Source organism: Pseudomonas sp. MWU12-2029 (genome assembly GCF_023242425.1).
Lineage (GTDB): Bacteria > Pseudomonadota > Gammaproteobacteria > Pseudomonadales > Pseudomonadaceae > Aquipseudomonas > Aquipseudomonas kribbensis.
The window spans coordinates 988083-1008569 of record NZ_JALJDY010000001.1 but is presented as its reverse complement, the minus strand read 5'-3'; the positions used below and the strand labels follow the sequence as shown (position 1 = coordinate 1008569).

The 20487-nt window shown below is 61.9% G+C and carries 17 protein-coding genes and 1 pseudogene; 12 read left to right on the top strand and 6 right to left on the bottom strand.

The window, feature by feature from the left end; all coding sequences use genetic code 11:
- The first annotated feature begins 18 nt into the window (after positions 1 to 18).
- The gene (locus M5B44_RS04800) at positions 19 to 1476 is read left to right on the top strand and encodes an N-acyl-D-amino-acid deacylase family protein (protein WP_248738377.1); all 1458 of its coding nucleotides are present in this window, start codon (positions 19 to 21) and stop codon (positions 1474 to 1476) included.
- Between the two features lie 117 nt (positions 1477 to 1593).
- The gene (locus M5B44_RS04795; RefSeq protein ID WP_085734057.1) at positions 1594 to 1962 is read left to right on the top strand and encodes a glyoxalase superfamily protein; all 369 of its coding nucleotides are present in this window, start codon (positions 1594 to 1596) and stop codon (positions 1960 to 1962) included.
- Here the strand turns inward: M5B44_RS04795 and M5B44_RS04790 are convergent.
- Positions 1959 to 2987: an AraC family transcriptional regulator gene (locus M5B44_RS04790; protein WP_248738376.1), complete on the bottom strand. Its 1029-nt coding sequence runs from the start codon at positions 2985 to 2987 to the stop codon at positions 1959 to 1961. The two genes, M5B44_RS04795 and M5B44_RS04790, sit on opposite strands and share 4 nt — an antisense overlap.
- A gap of 211 nt (positions 2988 to 3198) precedes the next feature.
- Here M5B44_RS04790 and M5B44_RS04785 point away from each other — a divergent pair, with 211 nt between their 5' ends.
- The 8 genes from M5B44_RS04785 to M5B44_RS04750 all read left to right on the top strand — a co-directional run bounded on the left by M5B44_RS04785 (position 3199) and on the right by M5B44_RS04750 (position 13565).
- On the top strand, positions 3199 to 4794 hold the full coding sequence (locus M5B44_RS04785) for an FAD-binding oxidoreductase (RefSeq protein ID WP_248738375.1): 1596 nt from the start codon (positions 3199 to 3201) through the stop codon (positions 4792 to 4794).
- A gap of 5 nt (positions 4795 to 4799) precedes the next feature.
- Positions 4800 to 6395: a glycerol-3-phosphate dehydrogenase/oxidase gene (locus M5B44_RS04780; protein ID WP_248738374.1), complete on the top strand. Its 1596-nt coding sequence runs from the start codon at positions 4800 to 4802 to the stop codon at positions 6393 to 6395.
- Between the two features lie 20 nt (positions 6396 to 6415).
- Positions 6416 to 7984, top strand: a complete 1569-nt coding sequence (locus tag M5B44_RS04775) for an FGGY-family carbohydrate kinase (RefSeq protein WP_248738373.1) — start codon at positions 6416 to 6418, stop codon at positions 7982 to 7984.
- A 116-nt stretch (positions 7985 to 8100) separates the two neighbouring features.
- Positions 8101 to 9387 carry a phospholipase gene (locus M5B44_RS04770; protein ID WP_248738372.1) on the top strand — a complete coding sequence of 429 codons (1287 nt, stop codon included), beginning with the start codon at positions 8101 to 8103 and terminating at the stop codon, positions 9385 to 9387.
- 45 nt (positions 9388 to 9432) lie between these two features.
- Positions 9433 to 11391 (top strand): DUF1302 domain-containing protein, encoded by a 1959-nt coding sequence (locus M5B44_RS04765; RefSeq protein ID WP_114881357.1) that lies wholly within the window; start codon positions 9433 to 9435, stop codon positions 11389 to 11391.
- Positions 11392 to 11423: 32 nt separating this feature from the next.
- Complete coding sequence (locus M5B44_RS04760; protein ID WP_248738371.1) at positions 11424 to 12797, top strand: DUF1329 domain-containing protein; 1374 nt, start codon at positions 11424 to 11426, stop codon at positions 12795 to 12797.
- Between the two features lie 94 nt (positions 12798 to 12891).
- Positions 12892 to 13137, top strand: a complete 246-nt coding sequence (locus M5B44_RS04755; RefSeq protein ID WP_248738370.1) for a FitA-like ribbon-helix-helix domain-containing protein — start codon at positions 12892 to 12894, stop codon at positions 13135 to 13137.
- Positions 13134 to 13565: a type II toxin-antitoxin system VapC family toxin gene (locus tag M5B44_RS04750; RefSeq protein ID WP_248738369.1), complete on the top strand. Its 432-nt coding sequence runs from the start codon at positions 13134 to 13136 to the stop codon at positions 13563 to 13565. Before M5B44_RS04755 ends, M5B44_RS04750 begins: the two co-directional genes overlap by 4 nt.
- Positions 13566 to 13664: 99 nt before the next feature.
- Here M5B44_RS04750 and M5B44_RS28950 read toward each other — a convergent pair whose 3' ends face one another.
- Both M5B44_RS28950 and M5B44_RS28945 read right to left on the bottom strand, forming a co-directional pair.
- The gene (locus M5B44_RS28950; RefSeq protein WP_412546960.1) at positions 13665 to 14369 is read right to left on the bottom strand and encodes a methyl-accepting chemotaxis protein; all 705 of its coding nucleotides are present in this window, start codon (positions 14367 to 14369) and stop codon (positions 13665 to 13667) included.
- Positions 14370 to 14570: 201 nt separating this feature from the next.
- A pseudogene (locus M5B44_RS28945) lies at positions 14571 to 15449 on the bottom strand (methyl-accepting chemotaxis protein); the annotation flags it as partial.
- Between the two features lie 389 nt (positions 15450 to 15838).
- Between M5B44_RS28945 and M5B44_RS04740 the strand changes: the two are divergent.
- Positions 15839 to 16510 carry a histidine phosphatase family protein gene (locus M5B44_RS04740; RefSeq protein ID WP_248738367.1) on the top strand — a complete coding sequence of 224 codons (672 nt, stop codon included), beginning with the start codon at positions 15839 to 15841 and terminating at the stop codon, positions 16508 to 16510.
- Complete coding sequence (locus M5B44_RS04735) at positions 16507 to 17328, top strand: phosphatase PAP2 family protein (protein WP_248738366.1); 822 nt, start codon at positions 16507 to 16509, stop codon at positions 17326 to 17328. The genes M5B44_RS04740 and M5B44_RS04735 overlap by 4 nt, the downstream gene beginning before the upstream one ends.
- 64 nt (positions 17329 to 17392) lie before the next feature.
- Here M5B44_RS04735 and M5B44_RS04730 read toward each other — a convergent pair whose 3' ends face one another.
- From M5B44_RS04730 to M5B44_RS04720, 3 genes are all read right to left on the bottom strand, one after another.
- Positions 17393 to 18829, bottom strand: coding sequence for an ArnT family glycosyltransferase (locus M5B44_RS04730; RefSeq protein ID WP_248738365.1), 1437 nt, complete (start codon positions 18827 to 18829; stop codon positions 17393 to 17395).
- 69 nt (positions 18830 to 18898) lie between these two features.
- Positions 18899 to 19486 carry a ribosomal protein S5-alanine N-acetyltransferase gene (gene rimJ / locus M5B44_RS04725; RefSeq protein WP_248738364.1) on the bottom strand — a complete coding sequence of 196 codons (588 nt, stop codon included), beginning with the start codon at positions 19484 to 19486 and terminating at the stop codon, positions 18899 to 18901.
- A gap of 236 nt (positions 19487 to 19722) precedes the next feature.
- Positions 19723 to 20088, bottom strand: coding sequence for a DUF6124 family protein (locus tag M5B44_RS04720; protein WP_248738363.1), 366 nt, complete (start codon positions 20086 to 20088; stop codon positions 19723 to 19725).
- Positions 20089 to 20487 lie beyond the last annotated feature (399 nt).

Genomic DNA, 20487 nt, shown 5'->3' with positions numbered 1-20487 from the left:
CTGCCGCCGGAGACTGACATGCAGTACGACACACTGATTCGCAACGCCCTGGTCATCGACGGCAGCAACACTCCCGGTTACGCCGCTGACGTGGCAATCCTCGATGGCCGCATCGCGCGCATCGGCGATCTGGGCGATGCCCGCGCCAGCGAAGAGATCGACGCCGCCGGCCGCGTGCTGGCGCCGGGTTTCATCGACGTGCACACCCACGACGACACCGTGGTGATCCGCCAGCCGCAGATGCTGCCCAAGCTCAGCCAGGGCGTGACCACGGTGATCGTCGGCAACTGCGGCATCAGCGCCGCACCGGTCAGTCTCAAGGGCGATCCACCGGATCCGATGAACCTGCTCGGCACGGCCGCCGCCTTCGTCTATCCGCGTTTCAGCGATTACCGTGCGGCGGTCGAAGCGGCCAACACCACGCTGAACGTCGCGGCATTGGTCGGGCACACGGCGCTGCGCAGCAATCACCTCGATGATCTGTTTCGCACGGCGACCGACGATGAAGTCGCCGCGATGCGCGAGCAGTTGCGTGAAAGCCTCAAGGCGGGCGCCCTCGGTTTATCCACAGGGCTGGCGTATGCGAGCGCGTTCTCCGCGTCCACCGATGAAGTCATGCAGCTGACTGAAGAATTGAACGCGTTCGGTGCGGTGTACACCACCCATCTGCGCAGTGAATTCGAACCGGTGCTGGAGGCCATGGACGAAGCCTTTCGCATTGGCCGCCACGCCCGTTCGCCGGTGATCGTTTCCCACCTCAAATGTGCCGGCGTGGGCAACTGGGGGCGCAGTCCGCAGTTGCTCGCATCGCTGGAAGAAGCGGCGAAAACCCACCCGGTCGGCTGTGATTGCTACCCCTACGCGGCAAGTTCTTCGACGCTGGATTTGAAACAGGTGACCGACGCCCACCGCATCACCATCACCTGGTCGACGCCACACCCGGAAGTCAGCGGTCGCGACCTGACCGCCATCGCGGCCGAATGGACGATGCCACTGCTCGATGCCGCCAGACGCCTGCAACCGGCGGGCGCGGTGTATTACGGCATGGACGAGAACGACGTACGCCGGATCCTCGCCCATCCGCTGACGATGGTCGGTTCCGACGGTTTGCCGGAAGACCCGTTCCCCCATCCGCGCCTGTGGGGCGCTTTCCCACGGGTGCTCGGGCATTTCAGTCGCGACGTCGGCCTGTTTCCGCTGCACACCGCCGTGCACAAGATGACCGGTCTGTCGGCGGCGCGTTTTGGCTTGAAGGAGCGCGGCGAGATTCGCGAAGGACACTGGGCGGATCTGGTGTTGTTCGACCCGGCAACCGTGCATGACGTGGCGGACTTCAGCGACCCGCAACGTGCCGCGCAAGGCATCGACGGCGTGTGGATCAACGGCGTGCTGAGTTATCGCGAGGGGCAGGCCAACGGGCAAAGGGCAGGGCGCTTTCTGGCGCGTGAGGGTGATCTGCGTGACAACTTTCACTGAGTTTCGCGGATTGCGTCACAGTGATGGCACATTGCGATTAAAGAAAGCCATCACCTAGCCGAATTGCTGACATCTACCCCGGCTACACTGCGGGGCCAATCAGTCAGGGAGCACCCCATGAGCTTCGGCAAAACCACCCCGATCCTGCGGATTTTCGATGAAGCCAAGGCCTTGGAGTTCTATGTCGACTTCCTCGGTTTCAAGATCGATTGGCAGCATCGTTTCGAACCCGGTTTCCCGTTGTATCTGCAAGTCTCCCGGGGCGAATGTGTGCTGCACCTGTCCGAGCATCATGGCGATGCAACACCGGGTTCGGCCCTGCGGATCGAGACCGATGAACTTGAGGCGTTCCAGCAGCAACTGCTGGCCAAGAACTACAAGTTCTCGCACCCGGGGATTCAGGCCATGCCGTGGGGCAGCCAGGACATGACCATCGCCGACCCGTTCGGCAATCGCCTGGTGTTCACCAACGCGATCAGCCTCTAACTGTCGTTCGATACCCGGTGAGTCTGCCGAAACTCACCGGGCGGCATCCCGCGCCGGCTCTTGAAGGTACGGTGAAACGAGCGCGGTTCGGTAAAGCCCAGATACTGCGCGATGTCCTGAATCGGCAACGCACTGTTCAACAGATAATGCTCGGCCAGTTCCTGGCGCAAGTCATCGAGAATCTGCTGATACGAGGTGCCGGCCTGATGCAACTGGCGTTGCAGCGTGCGAACCGAGACAGCCAAATGCTCGGCCACCTGTTCCTTGCGCGGCAGACCTTCCTTGAGCAACTGACGCAGGATGCTTTTGACCCGCTGCTCAAGCGATGCATCTTCCAGTGTCGCCATCAGACTTTGCGCGTGTTCTTCCAGGGTACGCAGCAAATGCGCATCGGCCTGGCGTAACGGCAACTGCAAATACGGCAACGGCACGATCAGCGCGGAATACGGCTGATCGAACAGCACCGGGCATTCGAAAAACTGTTCGTACTGTTCCAGCGTCGTGTCCGCCGGGCGTGAGTGCTCCAGCCACACGGCGGCCGGCGACAACTGTGTGTCGGCGATCCAGCGTGCATATTGCAGCCAGGAGCCGAGCACGTTTTCCACCAGATGCCGGCGAATCCGCGGGCGTTCGAAGCGGCAGCTCCAGATCAGGTGCACGTGGCTGTCCTGCACCTCGGCGCGGCTGACGCCCATGTCACCCACCAATTTCTCGAACGGCATGATGCGGCTCATGGCGTCGCCGAGTGTCGCGCAATTCATGGTGATGTAGCCCAGCACGCTCCAGGAGTTGGGCAGCACGAAATTCGCCGCGTTGAGACCGAACAGCGGATCGCCCGAGTGTTCGCAAAAGTAATCGAGCAACCGTTCATGGGTTTCACCCGGCAGGCGCAGGCTGTTGTCGCTCAACTGCTGCGCCTGCAACCCCGCCGCCGCCAACGCAGGCTCGATGGCCAGGCCCAGATGTTCGGCATGGCGCAGGTATTTGAGCAGAGGCGGAACGGAGGTGAAGCCGAGCGATTGCATGACCGAATTCCCTTGATCGAGGCCGCCACGGGCGGATGAGCGCCCTGAAAGGTAATTTGAATCCACGACTAAAGTAAATGGCTGACGCTTGCGCGACGTTTGACTCAATTGGCTACTCGAACTGGCCGGATGCGACCGTGACACTTTCGGCCGGCTGACTAGTATGAGGGCCTGAAATCTCACTGATCAGACTGCACAGAAGGACACACGCATGCGACGCTGGAACGGCTGGGGAGATGCAACCACGGTGGTCGAACTGCCGGCCCAGGGCGCAAGTTTTCTCCATGAGCGACTGGAGGAGGGACGCGCGCTGCCCGACGCAACGCTGGAAGCAGCATTGGCCCGGGTGCCGGTCTCGCGGCTGGCGGAACACGCCTTGTACAGCCTCGATGCCCATGAGCGTCTGCTGCACGCCCGGGGGCAGAGCCTGCCGGACTGGCTGGCGTTGCGCGAAGGCGCGCTGGGCAATTATCCCGACGCCGTGGCGTTTCCGGAAACCGCCGAACACATTCGCCAGTTGCTGGCGCTCGCCCAGGCGCAGGACCTGTGCCTGATTCCCTACGGCGGCGGCACGTCGGTGGCCGGGCACATCAACCCGCCGGACTCTGCGCGGCCCGTGGTGACTGTTTCTCTGGCGCGGATGAGCCGCCTGATCGACCTCGACGAACAAAGCCTGCTGGCGACTTTCGGCCCCGGCGCCAGTGGCCCGCAGGTAGAGAGCCAGTTGCGCGCTCGTGGCTACACGCTGGGGCATTTTCCGCAGTCGTGGGAGCTGTCGACGCTGGGCGGTTGGGTGGCCAGTCGCTCCAGCGGCCAGCAGTCGCTGCGTTATGGGCGGATCGAGCAATTGTTCGCCGGCGGAACCCTGGAAACCTTTGCCGGGCCGCTACAGATTCCAACGTTCCCGGCCTCGGCGGCCGGCCCTGATCTGCGCGAAGTGGTACTGGGTTGCGAGGGGCGTTTCGGGATCATTTCCGAGGTCAAGGTGCGGGTCAGCGCGCTGCCTGCCGATGAGCGTTTCTACGGTGTGTTTCTGCCCAACTGGAGCAAGGCACTTCAAGCGATCCGCCAGTTGGCGCAAGCGCGGGTGCCGCTGTCGATGCTGCGCCTGTCCAACGCGGTGGAGACCGAAACCCAACTGGCGCTGGCCGGTCATCCGCAGCAGATCGCCTGGCTGGAGAAGTATCTGAACCTGCGCGGCGCGGGGCAGGGCAAGTGCCTGCTGACCTTCGGCGTGACCGGCAATCGCAAGCAGAATGCGTTGTCCCTGACTCAGGCCCGCCAGCATCTGAAGGCGTTTGGTGGTGTGTTCACCGGCACGCTGCTCGGCAAGAAGTGGGCGCAGAACCGCTTTCGTTTTCCGTATCTGCGGGAGAACCTGTGGAACGCCGGTTACGTGGTCGACACCCTCGAAACCGCCACCGACTGGAGCAACGTCGACAATCTGCTCAACCGGATCGAAAACAGCCTGCGGGATGCCTTGGCGGCCGAGGGCGAACGGGTGCATGTGTTCACCCATCTGTCCCACGTCTACGGCGAAGGTTCGAGCATCTACACCACTTACGTGTTTCGCCCGGCGGCGGACTATCCCGCGACGCTCGCCCGCTGGAAGGCCCTCAAACACGCGGCCAGCCAGACCATCGTCGACAACCACGGCACCATCAGCCACCAGCACGGCGTGGGCAAGGATCACGCGCCGTACCTGCCGCGCGAAAAGGGCGCGCTGGCGATGGACACCCTGCAGGCGCTGAGCCGGCACTTCGACCCGGCCGGGCGCCTGAACCCCGGCACGCTGTTGCAGGAGTGACGGCGATGAGCGCGGACTGGAACGCCGAATGGCGCGAGCAAATCCTGCCGACGCTGGCGGGTGAGAACTGGGATTTGATCGTGATCGGCGGCGGCATCAGCGGCGCCGGCATCCTGCGCGAAGCCGCGCGCCGTGGCTGGCGTTGCCTGCTGCTGGAGCAGCGTGATTTCGCCTGGGGCACGTCCAGTCGATCCTCGAAAATGGTCCATGGCGGTTTGCGCTACATCGCCAAGGGCCAATGGCGGCTGACTCGCGATTCCGTGCGCGAACGCCAGCGCCTGCTCGACGAAGCACCGGGGCTGGTGGAGCCGATGAGTTTCATGATGCCGCACTATCGCGGCGGCTTTCCCGGGCCTCGGGTGCTGGGTGGTTTGTTGTCGGTCTATGACGCACTGGCCGGGCGCCGCGATCATCGTTTTCATGATGCGCAGCAACTGCGTTTTCTGGCGCCGGGCGTGAAGGAAAATGACCTGCTGGGCGGCACCTGTTTTGTCGATGCGCTGACCGATGACGCGCGGCTGGTGATGCGCGTGTTGAGCGAAGCGCGGGCCGACGGCGCGGTGGTGCTCAACGGCGTGCGCGTCGAACATCTGCTGCGGGAAAACGGTCGGGTGTGCGGAGTTCAGGTTGAGGATTGCGAGGCCGGTGCATCGCTGCAATTGCGGTGTGGTGTGCTGGCGGTAGCCACCGGGGCGTGGGCCGAACGCCTGCGTCCACCCGAGGCGCCGCGCCAGTTGCGCCCGTTGCGCGGAAGCCATTTGCTGCTGCCGGGCTGGCGCTTGCCGGTGGCCCAAGCCTTTACGTTTATGCACGAGCAGGATCGGCGGCCGGTGTTCGTTTTCCCGTGGGAAGGCGCCACGGTGGTGGGCACCACCGACCTCGATCACCGCGAGAATCTGGACCAGGGCGCGAGCATCAGCGGCGAAGAACTCGACTATCTGTTGGCGGCCTGTCGACAGCAGTTTCCCGGCGCTGAAGTGACAGCGGCCGATGTGCTTTCAACCTGGTCCGGCGTGCGCCCGGTGGTGGGCAGTGCGTCGGGTGCGCATCAGGGCAAGCCATCGAATGAAACCCGTGAACACGTGCTGTGGCAGGAGCCAGGTTGCGTCACGCTGGCCGGCGGCAAACTCACGACGTTCCGCCCGCAAGCCATCGAAGTGCTCAAGGCTTGCGCCGACATGCTCGGCCGTTCTTTCGATGACGATGCCGCACCGGTATTTGCCGCCGTGCCGCCACTGGCGATCCCCGGTCTCAGCCCCGGTCAGTGGCGACGTCTGGCCGGGCGCCATGGCCGAGACCTGCCGAGGCTGGCGCAACGGCTCGCCGAACTGGGCCATGACACCGTCGGCGCCACCGACACCTTGTGGGCCGAACTGGCCTTCGCCTGCGAAGCAGAAATGGTTCTGCATCTGGACGACCTTCTGCTGCGTCGAACCCGTCTGGGCCTGTTGCTGCCCCGTGGCGGCGCCGATTATTTTCCGGCCATTCGCCGGCTCTGCCAACCACGTCTGGGCTGGGACGACGAACACTGGCAACAGGAACAGCAACGCTATCAGGCGTTATGGCAACGCCATCACGGCCTGCCGGATATCGCGCAGTGATGCCCCTCGAAGAGAGCTCCATGGACAACCACCCGAACAAGCGTTACCTGCTGGCCATCGACAATGGCACCCAGAGCGTGCGCGCGCTGCTCTTCGATTTGCAGGGCAATCTGCTCGGCAAGGGCAAGGTTGAATTGCAGGCCTATTACTCGACGCAACCGGGCTGGGCCGAGCAGGACCCGGAATATTACTGGGCGAAACTGGGCGAGGCCTGCCAACAGGTGTGGGCGCAAACCGGCATCGATCGCTCGCAGATTGCCGGCGTTTCCCTGACCACCCAGCGAGGCACGGTGATCAACGTCGATGCCCAGGGCAAGCCGCTGCGCCCGGCGATTCTCTGGCTCGATCAGCGCCAGAGCGAAGTCGAAGGCGGGATCAAGGGACCGTGGGGCTGGCTGTTCAAACTGGCCGGCGCGCAGGCCACCGTGGATTACTTTCGCGCTCAGGCCGAGGCCAACTGGATCGCCCGCCATCAGCCTGATGTGTGGGCGGCGACCGACAAATTTCTGCTGCTCTCCGGTTTTCTCACGCATCGCCTCTGCGGGCGCTTTGTCGACTCGGTGGGCTGTTGCGTCGGTTACCTGCCATTCGACTTCAAACGCCTGCGCTGGGCGGCACCGCGTGACTGGAAATGGCAGGCGCTGGCGGTGCGCCCCGAGCAACTGCCGACCTTGCACAAACCCGGTGAAACCCTCGGCCACATAACCGCCGAAGCCAGTCTTCACACCGGCATTCCCGAAGGCGTTCCGCTGATTGCGGCGGGGGCCGACAAGGCCTGTGAAGTGCTCGGCTCCGGCGTCGTTGACTCGGGCACGGTGTGCCTGTCCTACGGCACCACCGCGACGATCACCAGCACCCGCTCGCGCTATCTGGAAATCGTCCCGTTGATTCCGCCGTATCCGTCGGCGGTGCCGGATCAGTACAACTGCGAAGTGATGATTTATCGCGGCTACTGGATGGTCAGCTGGTTCAAGAACGAGTTCGGCCTGCGCGAGATGCAGCAGGCCAAAGAGCAGGGCATCGAGCCCGAGCAGCTGTTCGACGCACTGGTCGAGGCGGTGCCGCCGGGCTCGATGGGATTGATGTTGCAGCCGTACTGGTCGCCGGGCATTCGCGAACCGGGTGTTGAAGCCAAAGGCGCGATGATCGGCTTCGGCGACGTGCACACCCGTGCGCACATTTACCGGGCGATCCTCGAAGGTCTGGCCTATGCGCTGCGTCAGGGCATGGAGAAAATCGAGAAGCGCTCGAAGATCTCCGTCACCCGTTTGCGGGTCGCGGGTGGTGGCTCGCAAAGTGACGCGGCGATGCAACTGACGGCGAACATTTTCGGCCTGCCGGCGGAGCGTCCGCATGTCTATGAAGCGTCCGGTCTGGGGGCGGCGATTTGTTGTGCGGTGGGTCTGGGGCTGCACGCGGATTTCCCCACGGCGATAGCGGCGATGACCCGGGTCGGCGCGGTATTCATGCCGCAGCCCGAGGCGCAAAAGGTCTATGAGCGACTTTACCGGGACGTGTATCTGCGCATGTACCGGCAGCTCAAGCCGTTGTACCAGAGCATCCGCAAGATCACCGGATACCCGGCCTGAAACAACAGCGCACGTGGCGCTATCGGAGAACTTTTCTGGTGAGATCGGACAGTGTCAGGGGCGGGGTCGGTTGTTAGGCTCGATCCCCACGGCACACATAACAAGAACCAGAAGCAATGAAGCTGATCTCCCTCCTGCTGCTTTGCGCAATGGCCCCGACGGCGTGGGGCTGGTCGAACCATACGGTGGGCAGCTACCTGGCGTTGCAGGATCTGCCGGCGTTGCGCGATGCGTCGCCCGTCGAGGTCGAACCGCTGGAGCGGTTTCTCTCCGAGCAATACCCGGCCATCGTCACGTTGCTCGATGAGCAGGAACGCTTCGCCCGCGAACACTTCAAGCAATACCCGCCGCGCCCCGACAACCTCAAGTTGCCCGCCGCGCCGAGCGACAATCTGCGCCACGATTTCCTCACTGCGCTGCGGATCAATCCGCAGATTCATCTGGCGATGGTCATCCAGCCGCTGCCGGGCAAGGACCTGCCCGAGCGCGAGCATCTACAGGCCGATCAGGTGATGGTCGAGCAGACGCTTTCGCCGTGGAATCGCCAGCGTTTCATTCGCGTGGCCGATCACGAAAAAGTCGCGCCCCTGGCCGTGCTGGCGAGTGCCGCCGATGAGCCGGATTACGGCCACGACATCAATCTGTTCAGCGACAACCCCGGCAAAGTCGCCGCGTTGTACGGCTTCGGCCCGCAGCCGTTTGGCGATGCACGCTTCCAGTACAGCTCCCAGGCGCCGTTCCACATGGGCTTCTTCCATGAGAGTCCGGTGGTCTACGCGGCCGCCGGATTTCTCGAACGCAGCTGGCCGGACTGGCGCGCGTATCAATACATGGGGCTGGCGCGACTGGCGTTTGCCACGGGGCATTCCTACTGGGGTTATCGCTTCCTCGGTTGGGGCCTGCACCACGTTCAGGACCTGACCCAGCCGTATCACGCCAAGCCGTTGCCGGGCGTCGAACTGCCGAGCCTTCTGCTGCTGGAGGGCAAGGCGCTGGCCGGTTTTGCGGATGACAAACAGGCGTCCATCGAACGGGTCGCGACCCGCCACATGGAAGTCGAGAAATACCAGTCGACCTGGCTGCGCCGCGTGCTGCGCGCCGGCCAGCCGCATCCGATGCTCGACGCTTACGCCGATGCCGCCGGGGACGCGCATTACCCGCCGTACTCCGTGGACTATTTGCGCGAAGTGGTGAGTGCCGAGTCGGTCGATGACTCTGCGGCCTTCGATGAAGCTATTGGCCAGTGGCTGGAAACGGCCCCGGTCACCAGCGATTTCAGTGCCGGCAATCAGTTGCAGCAAGAGAATTTCGACCATCCGGAACTGAATCGGCAACTACTCAGACTGCTCGGCCATTTCGGCGCCCACAGCCGGATTTATGTCAGCGCGGGACTGGCGCCCTGAGCATCGCGGCAACACACAACAATAAGAACAGGGAAGGAGGAACAGATGATCAACACTCGATTGCGCCTGTCTGGCGTAGCGCTCCCCGGTGTCGGTTTGGCAGGGCTGCTGCAACTCTGCGCAGTCGATGCGGTGCAGGCCGCCGAGTTCAGTGTGCTGGACAATCAGGTCACCGGATCGCTCGACACGACTCTGTCCTATGGCCGCTTGTGGCGGGTGCAGGGCCGGGACAAGAACAACGATGACGTCAACACCAACGACGGCAATCGCAACTTCGACACCGGGCTGGTTTCCGAGGTGTACAAGATCACCTCGGAGCTGGAAGCCAACTACCAGAACTACGGGATGTTCCTGCGCGGCACCGCGTTCTACGACACCCAGTTGATGGACAAGCGCAACGACTACTACCACAACAACAGCCCGTCGCAGCCGAGCCAGAGTTATCCCCAGGACGACCGTTTCACCAGCCAGACCCGCGACATCGCCGGCAGCCGGATCGAGATGCTCGACGCCTACGTCCATGGCAGCTGGGACGTTGCGCAAATGCCGGTCACAGCACGGGTGGGGCGTCAGGTGTTCAACTGGGGCGAGGGGATTTTCTATCGCGGCGGGATCAACACCACCAACCCGGTGGATGCCGCCAAGTACCGCTTGCCCGGCGCCGAGGTCAAGGAAGTGCTGATGCCGGTGGAGGCGGTCAGCTTCAACATCGGCCTGACCGACAGCCTGACCATGGAGAGTTTCTACCAGACCAACTGGAAAGAAACCCGCATCGATCCGGTCGGCACGTTCTACTCGCAGACCGACCTGTTCGCCGACGGCGGCAACACCGCTTACAACAACTTCAGCGGCACTGCCCTCGACACGCCGGTGCCGGGTTTCGGCAATGTCATCGGTCTGTACAGCGCATTGGGCAACAACCCGATGCTGGGCCCGGCGCTGAAGTCCACCGGTCTCTATGCCAACGGCGTGACCCCGGCCTACGGCAACACTCTCAAGGTGGCGTCCATCGGCAAGGACTACAACGCACGCAACGACGGCCAGTTCGGCTTTGCCTTTCGCTACATCGCCGAAGAACTCAACAGCACCGAGTTCGGCCTGTACATGGTCAACTACCACGCCAAGGAACCGACCATCGCCGCCGACCTGGGTGGTTACAAGGGCATCGACATGAATGCCCTGACCAACATGCTTTCCAGCGTTGCCGGCAGTCAGGCCGGGGCCCTCGCCAACGGTCTGGCGACTGCCGATGTGATGGGCAACATCCAGGCTCATCGGCGGTATGCCGAAGACATTCGCATGTACGGTTTCAGCTTCAACACCACGCTGGGCAATGCCTCGGTGTTCGGTGAACTGGCCTATCGGCCGAACCTGCCCATCGGCATCGCCGCCACCAACGACTTGATCGGCGATCTGGCCAACGGCGCTGCGGCGGCGGTGTCCGGCAAGGCCATCAACGTCGGCGGGCAAATGGTCACCCTCGACAGCCAGATCAACAACGCCGAGCGGGTGGAAGCGTTCAACACCTCGTTGGGCAGCATCTACAACTTCGGCCCGACGCTGTCGTTCGACTCGATGTTCGGCATCTTCGAACTGGCCTCCGAGCACCTGCGCGGCAGCAGCCTGCAATACACCGCCTACGACGGCAGCACCCGTTACTACGCCGGCACCGGCAACACTTCGTACGTATCCGGCGGCGATCGCGACGATCAGGTCAACCGCAATTCCTACAGCTACACGGTGATGTTCAACGGCACCTGGAACGACGTGTACGCCGGGATCAACGTCTCGCCTTACGTCGTCTACAAGGACGACTTCAAGGGCAACAGCTACCAGGCCGGCAACGCCATCGACGGGCGCAAGGCCTACACCCTGGGGGTCAAGGCCAACTACCAGAACAAGCTCGAAGCCGAACTGCAATACACCGAGTTCTGGGGCGGCGGGCAGAACAACGGCATTCGCGACCGCGACAACGTCGGGTTCAACCTCAAGTATTTCTTGTGAGTCCACAGGTTTTTTGAATTCGGAGAACGAACATGTTTCCTGCATCACGACTGACCAAGACCACACTGGCGTTGCTCTTGAGCCTCACCGCTGCAAGCGCACTGGCCGCCATCTCGCCCCAGCAGGCCGAGCAACTGAAAACCACGCTGACCCCCATGGGGGCCGAGCGCACCGGCAACGCGGCCGGCACCATCCCGGCCTGGACCGGCGGCATCACCCAGGCACCGGCCGGTTACAAACCCGGCCAGCATCACCCCGATCCGTATGCGGCGGACAAACCGCTGTTCACCATCACCAAGGCCAACCTCGACCAGTACAAGGCGCATCTCAGCCCCGGTCAGATCGCCCTGTTCAACAGCTACCCCGACACCTTCCAGATGCCGGTCTATCCCTCGCGTCGATCCGGCTCCGCACCGCAATGGCTGTATGACAACACCCTGAAAAATGCGACCTCGGCCAAACTGCTGGAGGGTGGCAGCGGGTTCGCGGATGCCTATGGCGGCGTGCCGTTCCCGGTGCCGAAGGATGGGGTCGAAGTGTTGTGGAACCACATCACCCGCTATCGCGGCATCTACGTGGTCCGTCGCGCTTCCGAAGCACCGGTACAACGCAACGGCAGCTTCGCCCTGGTGACCTCGCAGCAGGAAGGCTTCTTCAACTACTACCGCCCGGGCGGCCAGTTCGCCGACCTGAAAAACATCCTGTTCTACTACCTCGCCTTCGTGAAAAGCCCGGCGCGCCTCGCCGGTGGTGCCGCACTGGTGCACGAGACGCTGGACCAGCTCAAGGACCCGCGCCAGGCCTGGATCTATGACGCCGGCCAACGCCGCGTCCGCCGCGCACCGAACCTCGCCTACGACACGCCGATCGCTTCCTCCGATGGCTTGCGCACCGCAGACGACACCGACCTGTTCAACGGCTCGCCGGACCGCTTCGACTGGAAGCTCAAGGGCAAACAGGAAATCTACATCCCCTACAACAACTACAAGGTCGGCAGCCCCGACGTGAAATACGCCCAACTGCTCACCCCCGGCCACCTCAACCCGCAATACACCCGCTACGAACTGCACCGGGTCTGGGTGGTGGAAGGCACGCTCAAACCGGGTGCGCGGCATGTCTATTCCAAGCGAGTGCTGTTCCTCGACGAAGACAGCTGGGGCGCCGCGCTGGTGGACCAGTACGACGGGCGAGGGGAGTTGTGGCGCGTGTCGATGGCCTACCTGAAAAACTTCTACGACCTGCCCACCACCTGGAGCGCACTGGACGTCTTCCACGACTTGCAGGCCCGACGGTACTACGTGCAGAACCTGGATAACGAAGAGGCCTCCACCGTCGACTTCTCGCAACCGGTGCCGGAGGATTCGTACTTCATGCCGTCGGCGTTGCGGCAGCGGGGGACGAGGTGAACAGGTAAATCGGCCGTTCGGCAGATTTTCAAGTTTCAACAAGATCCAGTGTGCTAGCCTGCAATCAATGATTTCATTGATTGCAGGAGGCATCATGGCCAGCATCACCATTCGAAACCTTGATGAAAAGCTCAAGGAGCAGTTGCGGATCACTGCCGCTCACAATGGACACTCCATGGAAGAAGAGGCTCGTCTGATACTCGGCCGGGCCTTGGCAACAGTTGACCGAGCCGGAGGTCTTGGAAGTCGGATACGTAATAGGTTCAGTGCTGTCGGCGGAGTGGATCTTGATCTGCCTGAGCGTTCAGAGAAAGCTGCAGGGGTGGATTTTTCTGAATGATAGTGCTCGATACCAACGTTCTTTCAGAGTTTATGCGCGTCGAACCTGAGACCCGGGTGCTTACCTGGGTTGATGCTCAACCCTCGATGGATTTGGCAATCAGCGCGATAACGGTGGCAGAAATACTCCACGGAATCGCGCGGCTTCCCTCGGGAAAGCGCAAACAAAATCTTGAAGCCCTTGCCATGGCGATGTTCGAAGAGGATTTCGCCGGACGCATTTTGCCCTTCGATGCGCATGCCGCTGTCGAGTACGCGACACTGGTTGCAGATTGCGAATCAAAGGGGCGAGCCGCATCGATGGCGGATGCGCAGATAGCAGCCATCTGTCGAACTCATGGAGTGCCGATTGCTACTCGCAATGTGAAGGACTTTGAGTTCAGCGGGGTTGAGGTGATTAACCCCTGGGTGACCGTAGCGATGCCTTAGCCGTTTATAGCGCTCTCGCAAAAAAGCCCGCGCCCGAAGTGATGATGAATCATTTCGGGCGCGGGCTTTTTCGTTGTAATCGCTATTCGACGCTAAACATCAAACGCGGAAATGGCTCACCATCTGCTGCAACTGCCCACCCAACCGCGCCAGTTCAACGCTGGACTTGGCCGTCTCATCACTCGCCGCAGCAGTCTGTTCCGACACGTCGCGGACGTTGATGATGCTGCGGCTGATTTCTTCGGCCACGGCGCTTTGCTGTTCGGCGGCTGCGGCGATCTGCTGGTTCATCGACTGGATGTTCGACACCGTGCGGGTGATGTTTTCCAGGGAGTCGCCGGCCTTGCGGGTCAGGGCCACGCTGCTGTCGGTCAGGGCGCGGCTGTTGTTCATCACGGCGGAAACCTGTTGCGTGCCGTTCTGCAGGCCGGCCACCAGGCCTTCGATTTCCTCGGTGGATTTCTGGGTGCGCTGGGCCAGACCACGGACTTCGTCGGCGACCACGGCAAAACCGCGACCGGCCTCACCGGCACGGGCGGCTTCGATGGCGGCGTTGAGGGCCAGCAGGTTGGTCTGCTCGGCCACGGCCTTGATCACGTCCATGACGCTGCCGATCTTGTCGCTTTCCTGTTGCAGCACGCTCATGGCTTCGGTGGAACGCACCACTTCGCTGGCCAGACGCTCGATCTGGGCGATGGCTTCGTTCACGACCTTGTCGCCTTCGCGGGCTTCACCGTCAGCGGCGGCTGCGGCTTGCGAGGCTTCTTCGGCGTTGCGCGCGACTTCCTGCACGGTGGCCGTCATTTCGTGCATCGCGGTGGCCACCTGATCGGTCTCGATCTTCTGGCTGTTCACGCCGGCGCTGGTCTGTTCGGTCACGGCCGACAGCTCTTCGGCGGCGCTGGCGATCTGGGTCACGCCGTCGCGGATGCCGCTGATCAGGTCGCGCAGGGTCACGCCCATGCGCGCGATGCCTTGTTGCAGCACGCCGAGTTCGTCGCGGCGGGTGACGATCACGTTGTGGCTCAGGTCGCCGCTGGCGATGCGCTCGACCACGGCCATGGTTTCCTGCAGCGGACGGGTGATCTGGCGGGTGATGATGAAGGCAGCGATGACGCCCACCAGCAACGCCAGCAGAGTGCTGATCAGTTGCAGGGTGCGGGCCTGAGCGCTTTCCATGTCACGACGATCGAGCTGGATCTGATACATCTGCTCGCTCAGGGTCACGATGGTGGCGCCCTGATCGGTCATTTCCTTGCGTGCCTGCACCGCTTCGCTGTTGGCGTTCTTGAACGCCTGCAAGGCACTGCGGTAGTTGGTCAGCGCGGTTTCCAGCTGACGCAGGGTGTCTTGCTGGGTGCTGGAGAAATGCACGCTCAGCTGTTTCAGGCTGGCGATGGCCACATCCAATTGGCCGACGGCTTTCTGCTCGGTGTCGGCATTGGCGGTGGCGGTGTAGCCGCGCACTTCATAGCGCGCCAGGATGAACGCTTCCTTGGCTTCGGTGATGGCCTGGAACTGTTCGAAACGTGTATCGCTCAGCGGCATTTGCTGCACGCGGTTGCTGATCGACTCGATCAGGTTGTACGCGGTTTCGGCATTGGCGGCCATGGTGTCGCGCGCGGTGTTACCGGTGCGGTAGGCGTTGCGCATCTTGTTCAGGGACGTCTGGTACTCGGCGATAGTCGCCGCCTGCTCCTTGAGCAGCTTGACGTTCTCCGGGCTCTTGAACTTGCCGATCAGCGCTTGTTGCTGTGCAGCGAAACCGTCGAGGGTGGTCTGCACGTTCTGCGCGGCGGTTTCATCGCCGTTGGTCAGCATGTATTGCAGGCGCACCACGCGCAGCTTGGTCAGGCCGGCGTTCAGCTGGGTGATGTCGCTCATCCAGTTGCTGCGGTCAATCAGGCCGCCGAGGCTGGTCCAGCCGGTCAGGGCGAGGATGCAGGTCAGGGCCAGGACGAGACCGAAACCCAGCCCCAGTTTGAGGTTCACGCTGATGTTGCCGAACCAGCTATTCATCACAATTCCTCCAGAAAACGTTGTGCGTCTTGATCGTCGGTCAGGCTGGAAGATTGTTGTTTTTTTGAGCCAGCAAGGGTGTTAGCAGGACTGTATCGGCCGCAAATCCGAGAGCTGAAAGGATTTTGTCCGACGGAATTTGTAACAAGGGATCCCAAGACTTTTTTCACATGACTTTCACTGGCTGCCCACGGGGGCCTCTGTACCTTCGCCGCATCAAATGACAGTGATATACGCTGGCGAGGCGGATTTTTGTGGAATTGAGACTGAGTCTGTTCGGCGTCAAACGCTCGATCGACCTGAGCGGTTTGGCCCGTTTTCGGAACGCCGGGGTTGTCCTGGCGACCTTGGCGCTGGTGGTGCCATTGACCCTGTGGTTGCTTGCCCCGGCGGCGGTGCCTGATCTGGCCCACGGCAATGTGGCCGGTGCGCAGGCGTTGGCGGCCGGTTGGGCCAAGGGCGATATGATCGTGCTGGTACGTCATGTCGAGCGCTGCGATCACTCCCCGGCGCCATGCCTGAGCGGCAATGACGGCATCACCGACCGTTCGCGCAGTGTCGCGGTCGCCGTCGGCGCGCAGTTCGAACACCTGGGCCTGAACCATGTCGACATCTACAACAGCCCGATGACCCGCACCGTGCAGACCGCCGGTTACATGTTCAACCACGCGACGACCGGCGAAGACTGGCTGATCAGCTGCAAGGGTCGCATGTTGCAGGATGCGCTCGCGCACAAGGTCCCGGGGCGCAACCTGATCCTGGTCACCCACAGCGAATGCATGGCGCAACTGGAAAAAGACCTCAAGGTGCCGGCCTCGACCCTCGGTTATGGATCCTCGCTGTTCGTTTCCGCGGCCAACCCGGCGGCTCCGAAAATGCTCGGCTTCATCGAAGCCTCCGACTGGCGCACGGTGTCCATCCGATGAGTGCTCGCTTTTACGCTTACAACTTTGGTATCCCGCTGGTTTGTGCTGCTGTTGTGTTTCTGATGTTCGACATGACGAACATCGACATTGCCTTCAGTAATCTGCTGTTCGATCCGCTGACCAATACCTTCCCCCTCGACAAGATCCACTTCTTTGAAAAGTTGACCCACAAGTGGGCGCGGATCATTCCGAACTGGACTGCTGAAATTGCCTTGGTCGGTGCGATGCTGTCGGTGGTCTGGCCGCTGGTCAATCCGCAGAAGCGCCCGGGCCTCGCCGGGTTTCTCGAGCGCTGCAAAGTGGCGCCTGTGCTGCGCTTTGCCGCTGACCATCGCCGGGATTTTCTGTTTGTGGTGGTGGCGTTCGCGGTGTGTACCGGCGTGATTCACTTCCTCAAGGCCCACACCAGCGTTTACTGCCCGATCGAGACGACGCTGTACGGCGGCAAGATGGCGCACATCGAGTGGTACAACAATTTCCAGCTGTTCCATGAGGCTGGCGACGGCCGTTGCTGGCCGGGCGGACACGCCTCCGGCGGTTTCACCATGCTGGCGCTGTATTTTGTCGCGCGGCGTTATCAATGGCGCTTCTCCAGCGCCTTGTTGTGGGGCTCGCTGCTGCTCGGTTTCGTCTACGGCACCACACGCGTCCTGCAGGGCTGGCACTACATGTCCCACACGTTCTGGGCCGGTATCTTCGTCTGGCTGGCGTGTCTGCTGACGGCGCTGGCGTTCTATGGCCGGGCTCGTCTGGAACTGCCGGTGTTGAGCAAGCGTGAGCGACAGGTGTTCAGTGCACAGCCCGAGGCTGCTCTCTGAAGCGTCGCCATTGAAATGAAAAACCCGCCATCACCGGCGGGTTTTTCGTTGGTGCATCGCTGTATCAATAGCCTACGAAGTAGTACGCCTGACGCCCGACCATCATGGTCTTGAGGACTTTCAACGGGGCGGCGGGCTCGCTGTCCCCCGACATCACCGCGATGTTCGAAGGCGAGGCACTGAGGTAATCCTTCAGTTGCGCATCGGTATCCAGCCCCTTGAGGACGCTCTGGGTGTAGAACACGCTGGCACCGCCGACCCGTTCGTTGGCCTGGAACAGGGCGACCTGATGGCCGCTGGCTTGCAGGCTCTGGATATGTTCGGTCAGTGGCAGGAACGACAATTCCTTGTCCGCCTTAGGCAGCGCCCATTGCGCGGCGCCGAGGTAACTGGCGATCACCACCGTCAGTATCCCTGCTGCCAATGCCTGACGATGACGGGCGATCCATCCGACAAACCCGCTGTTACGGTCCTTCAACCTCTCGAACAGTACGCCTGCATATTCCGCCGCAATCACCGCCGCAGCCGGCGTCATCGACATCAGGTACACCGTGCGCTTGCTTGAGGCCAGGGTCAGCATGATGAACTGCGCAACAATCCACAGGCTGAAAAACAGCAGGTAACGATTGGCCTTCAATTGTTTGCGGAAGTGCCACAGCCCCAGGTACACCAGAATGTTCCACGGCAGGAAAGCTTCAGGCAGTTTGGCGATGTAGTAGTAGAACGGCTCATAGTGCCCGGCCTCGACGAAGGAACCGCTGAAGCGCCCGACGCTGTTGGTCAGCAAGACTTCTCTGACGGCCTGGGCGCCGCCGTGCTGATAGAGCACCGCAAGCCAGATCAGCAGCGGAATCAGCCCGAGCGCGGTCAACAAACCGGGCCGCAGCCACTCGATCAGCTTGAAGCGCTTGTCCATCAGGTTGTCGGCCAGCAGGTAAGCGAAAATCACCACCCCCGGCATCGCCAGACCGAGCACGCCTTTGCTCAACGTGGCGATCGCGATCCCGATCACAAACAGCAACGAATTACCCGGCGTCGAAGCGCGTTGCGCCTGGAAAAACGCCAGCAACGCCGTGGTCACGCCGAGTGCGAGCAACGCATCCTCGCCAACCCCGCGCACGTTGCTCCAGTAACTGGCCATGGTCGCCAGCAGGATTCCCGCCGTCCACGCGATCGCTTTCGGTCGCCCGAAGCGCCGCAGCATGCCGTACAGAATCATCACGCTGAGCAGGCCGGCCACTGCTGACGCCAGCCGCACCGCCCACGGCGAAACACCGAACACGCGCATGGCGCCGGCGTCCAGCCACAGACTCAGCGGTGGTTTTTCCAGAAACGGTTCACCGAACAGACGGGGCGTCACCCAGTCATCGTCCAGATGCATCTCCATGGCGATGCCGGCGACGCGGGCCTCGGTGGAGCCTTGCAATTGATGGTTACCCAACGCGAAGAAAAACAGCAGGGCGGCAAGCAGGAACAGGGAAGTGACGACACGCGACGACATAGGTTTCAGTTAACCGGAAGGGGCGAGAGGCGTGAGCATACTTCGCCAATGCTTAACAAATTGTGAAACTCACGCAAGACGCCGCGACCAGCGCTGATCCGGTGCTTCGAATGCCGGATTGACCAGCGCCGTCAGCACATGATCCTGCCAGCGTCCGGCAATGTTCAGGTAAGCCTTGGCGTAGCCTTCACGCTCGAACCCCAGGCGCTCGAGCAGCCGCGCACTGCGTTCGTTGCCGGGAATGTAGTTGGCCATGATCCGGTGCAGATTCTGGGTCTCGAACATGTAGGCGATCGCAGACTCCAGCGCTTCCTGCATAAGACCCTGACCCTGGTGGGCTGCATCGATGTGATAACCCAGATAACACGCCTGGAACGCGCCACGAATGATCCCGCTGAAATTGCAGGCGCCGATCATTTGCTGGCCGTCGGGAGTCAGCAGCGCCATGTGCACCGCCAGCCCGGCATCGAAAGCGCTGGCCTGGACTTCGAGACGTCGGCGGATCTGTTCGGTGGAGAAGTAGTCGGTGGTGCGGATTGGTGACCACGGCGCGAGATGGCGTTGGTTGCGTTGGTAGAAATCACTTTCCAGAGGCGCTTGGTCCGGGGAGAGCACCGCGAGCGTCAGGCGTTGGCAGGGGAGGGTCAATAGCGGCATTGGGGGCTCCGGGGGGCGGGATTGATCGCCAGAATTGCGCGGTGGGCGGGAAAACACAAACGCGTGGCCAAAACCCGGGCAAAAAAAAGCCCGCAGGAGAGCGGGCGAACCGTAGTTTCTTGAATGAGCGAGCGGACTTTACAGCTTTGGCGGAGGCGGGGCAGTGAAGAAAAATTCATCTCGCTGCACCTTCGCTCAAGACGCCAGGTCCCCTGATTTCGGCTCTTTCAAGAGGGTCAGTGGCAGATAACCGGCTTCGAATCGGCCGCCTGCTGCAGTGGGTCAAGTTTGCTCAGGGCGCTGCTGACCAGCATCTCCGCCAACCCCGCCAACTGATGCATCGCAACGATCCGCGCCCGTTGCACCTCATCCGGTCGATGGACGAGATCATGCGCCATCATATTGAGCGCCGCGAGATTCTGGCTGGCGTGAGTCAACAGCGTGACCAGGTCGGCGTCCGGGCGCACGCTGAAGATCTGATCAACCGGAAGAAGCCGGGAATTGCGCCTGCGGGCAACGGTAATGGGGCGTTCGGAAGTCGAGATCGTCCTGGACTCGGTAACCGGGGAATTTTCGGATGGATCGGGGGTGTCTTTTTTCATGACCGGACTCCATGTGAGGGGTGATCCTTGCGCTTCGGCGGGTAGTGCCGTTCACCTGTTTGTTGCGAGGGGTGGAGGGTAACCGGGTGGGGGCGGGGGGACTAGTTCATGGAAGTCGACGCGGGTTGAGGGAAATTTCCTCGGAGGCTGGCGGGAAGGATCGGAGCTCGCTCTTCGGATATGAATTCCCAGATGCGACAGGGCCCGTATTTGGTGGGCCCTGTCGTTGAGAGTTGGTGGGCCGGGGGGATTTGCCCCCCCCGTCTAACTCTTTGATTTAGAAGACTCCAGCGTCAACGCTGCCATATCGCTGTTATTTCGACTTTAACCAGCACTGAGCCAGCTATCGGAATGTTTTGAAGGCGTAAATACGTAATGGCAATATAATTCCTCATACAA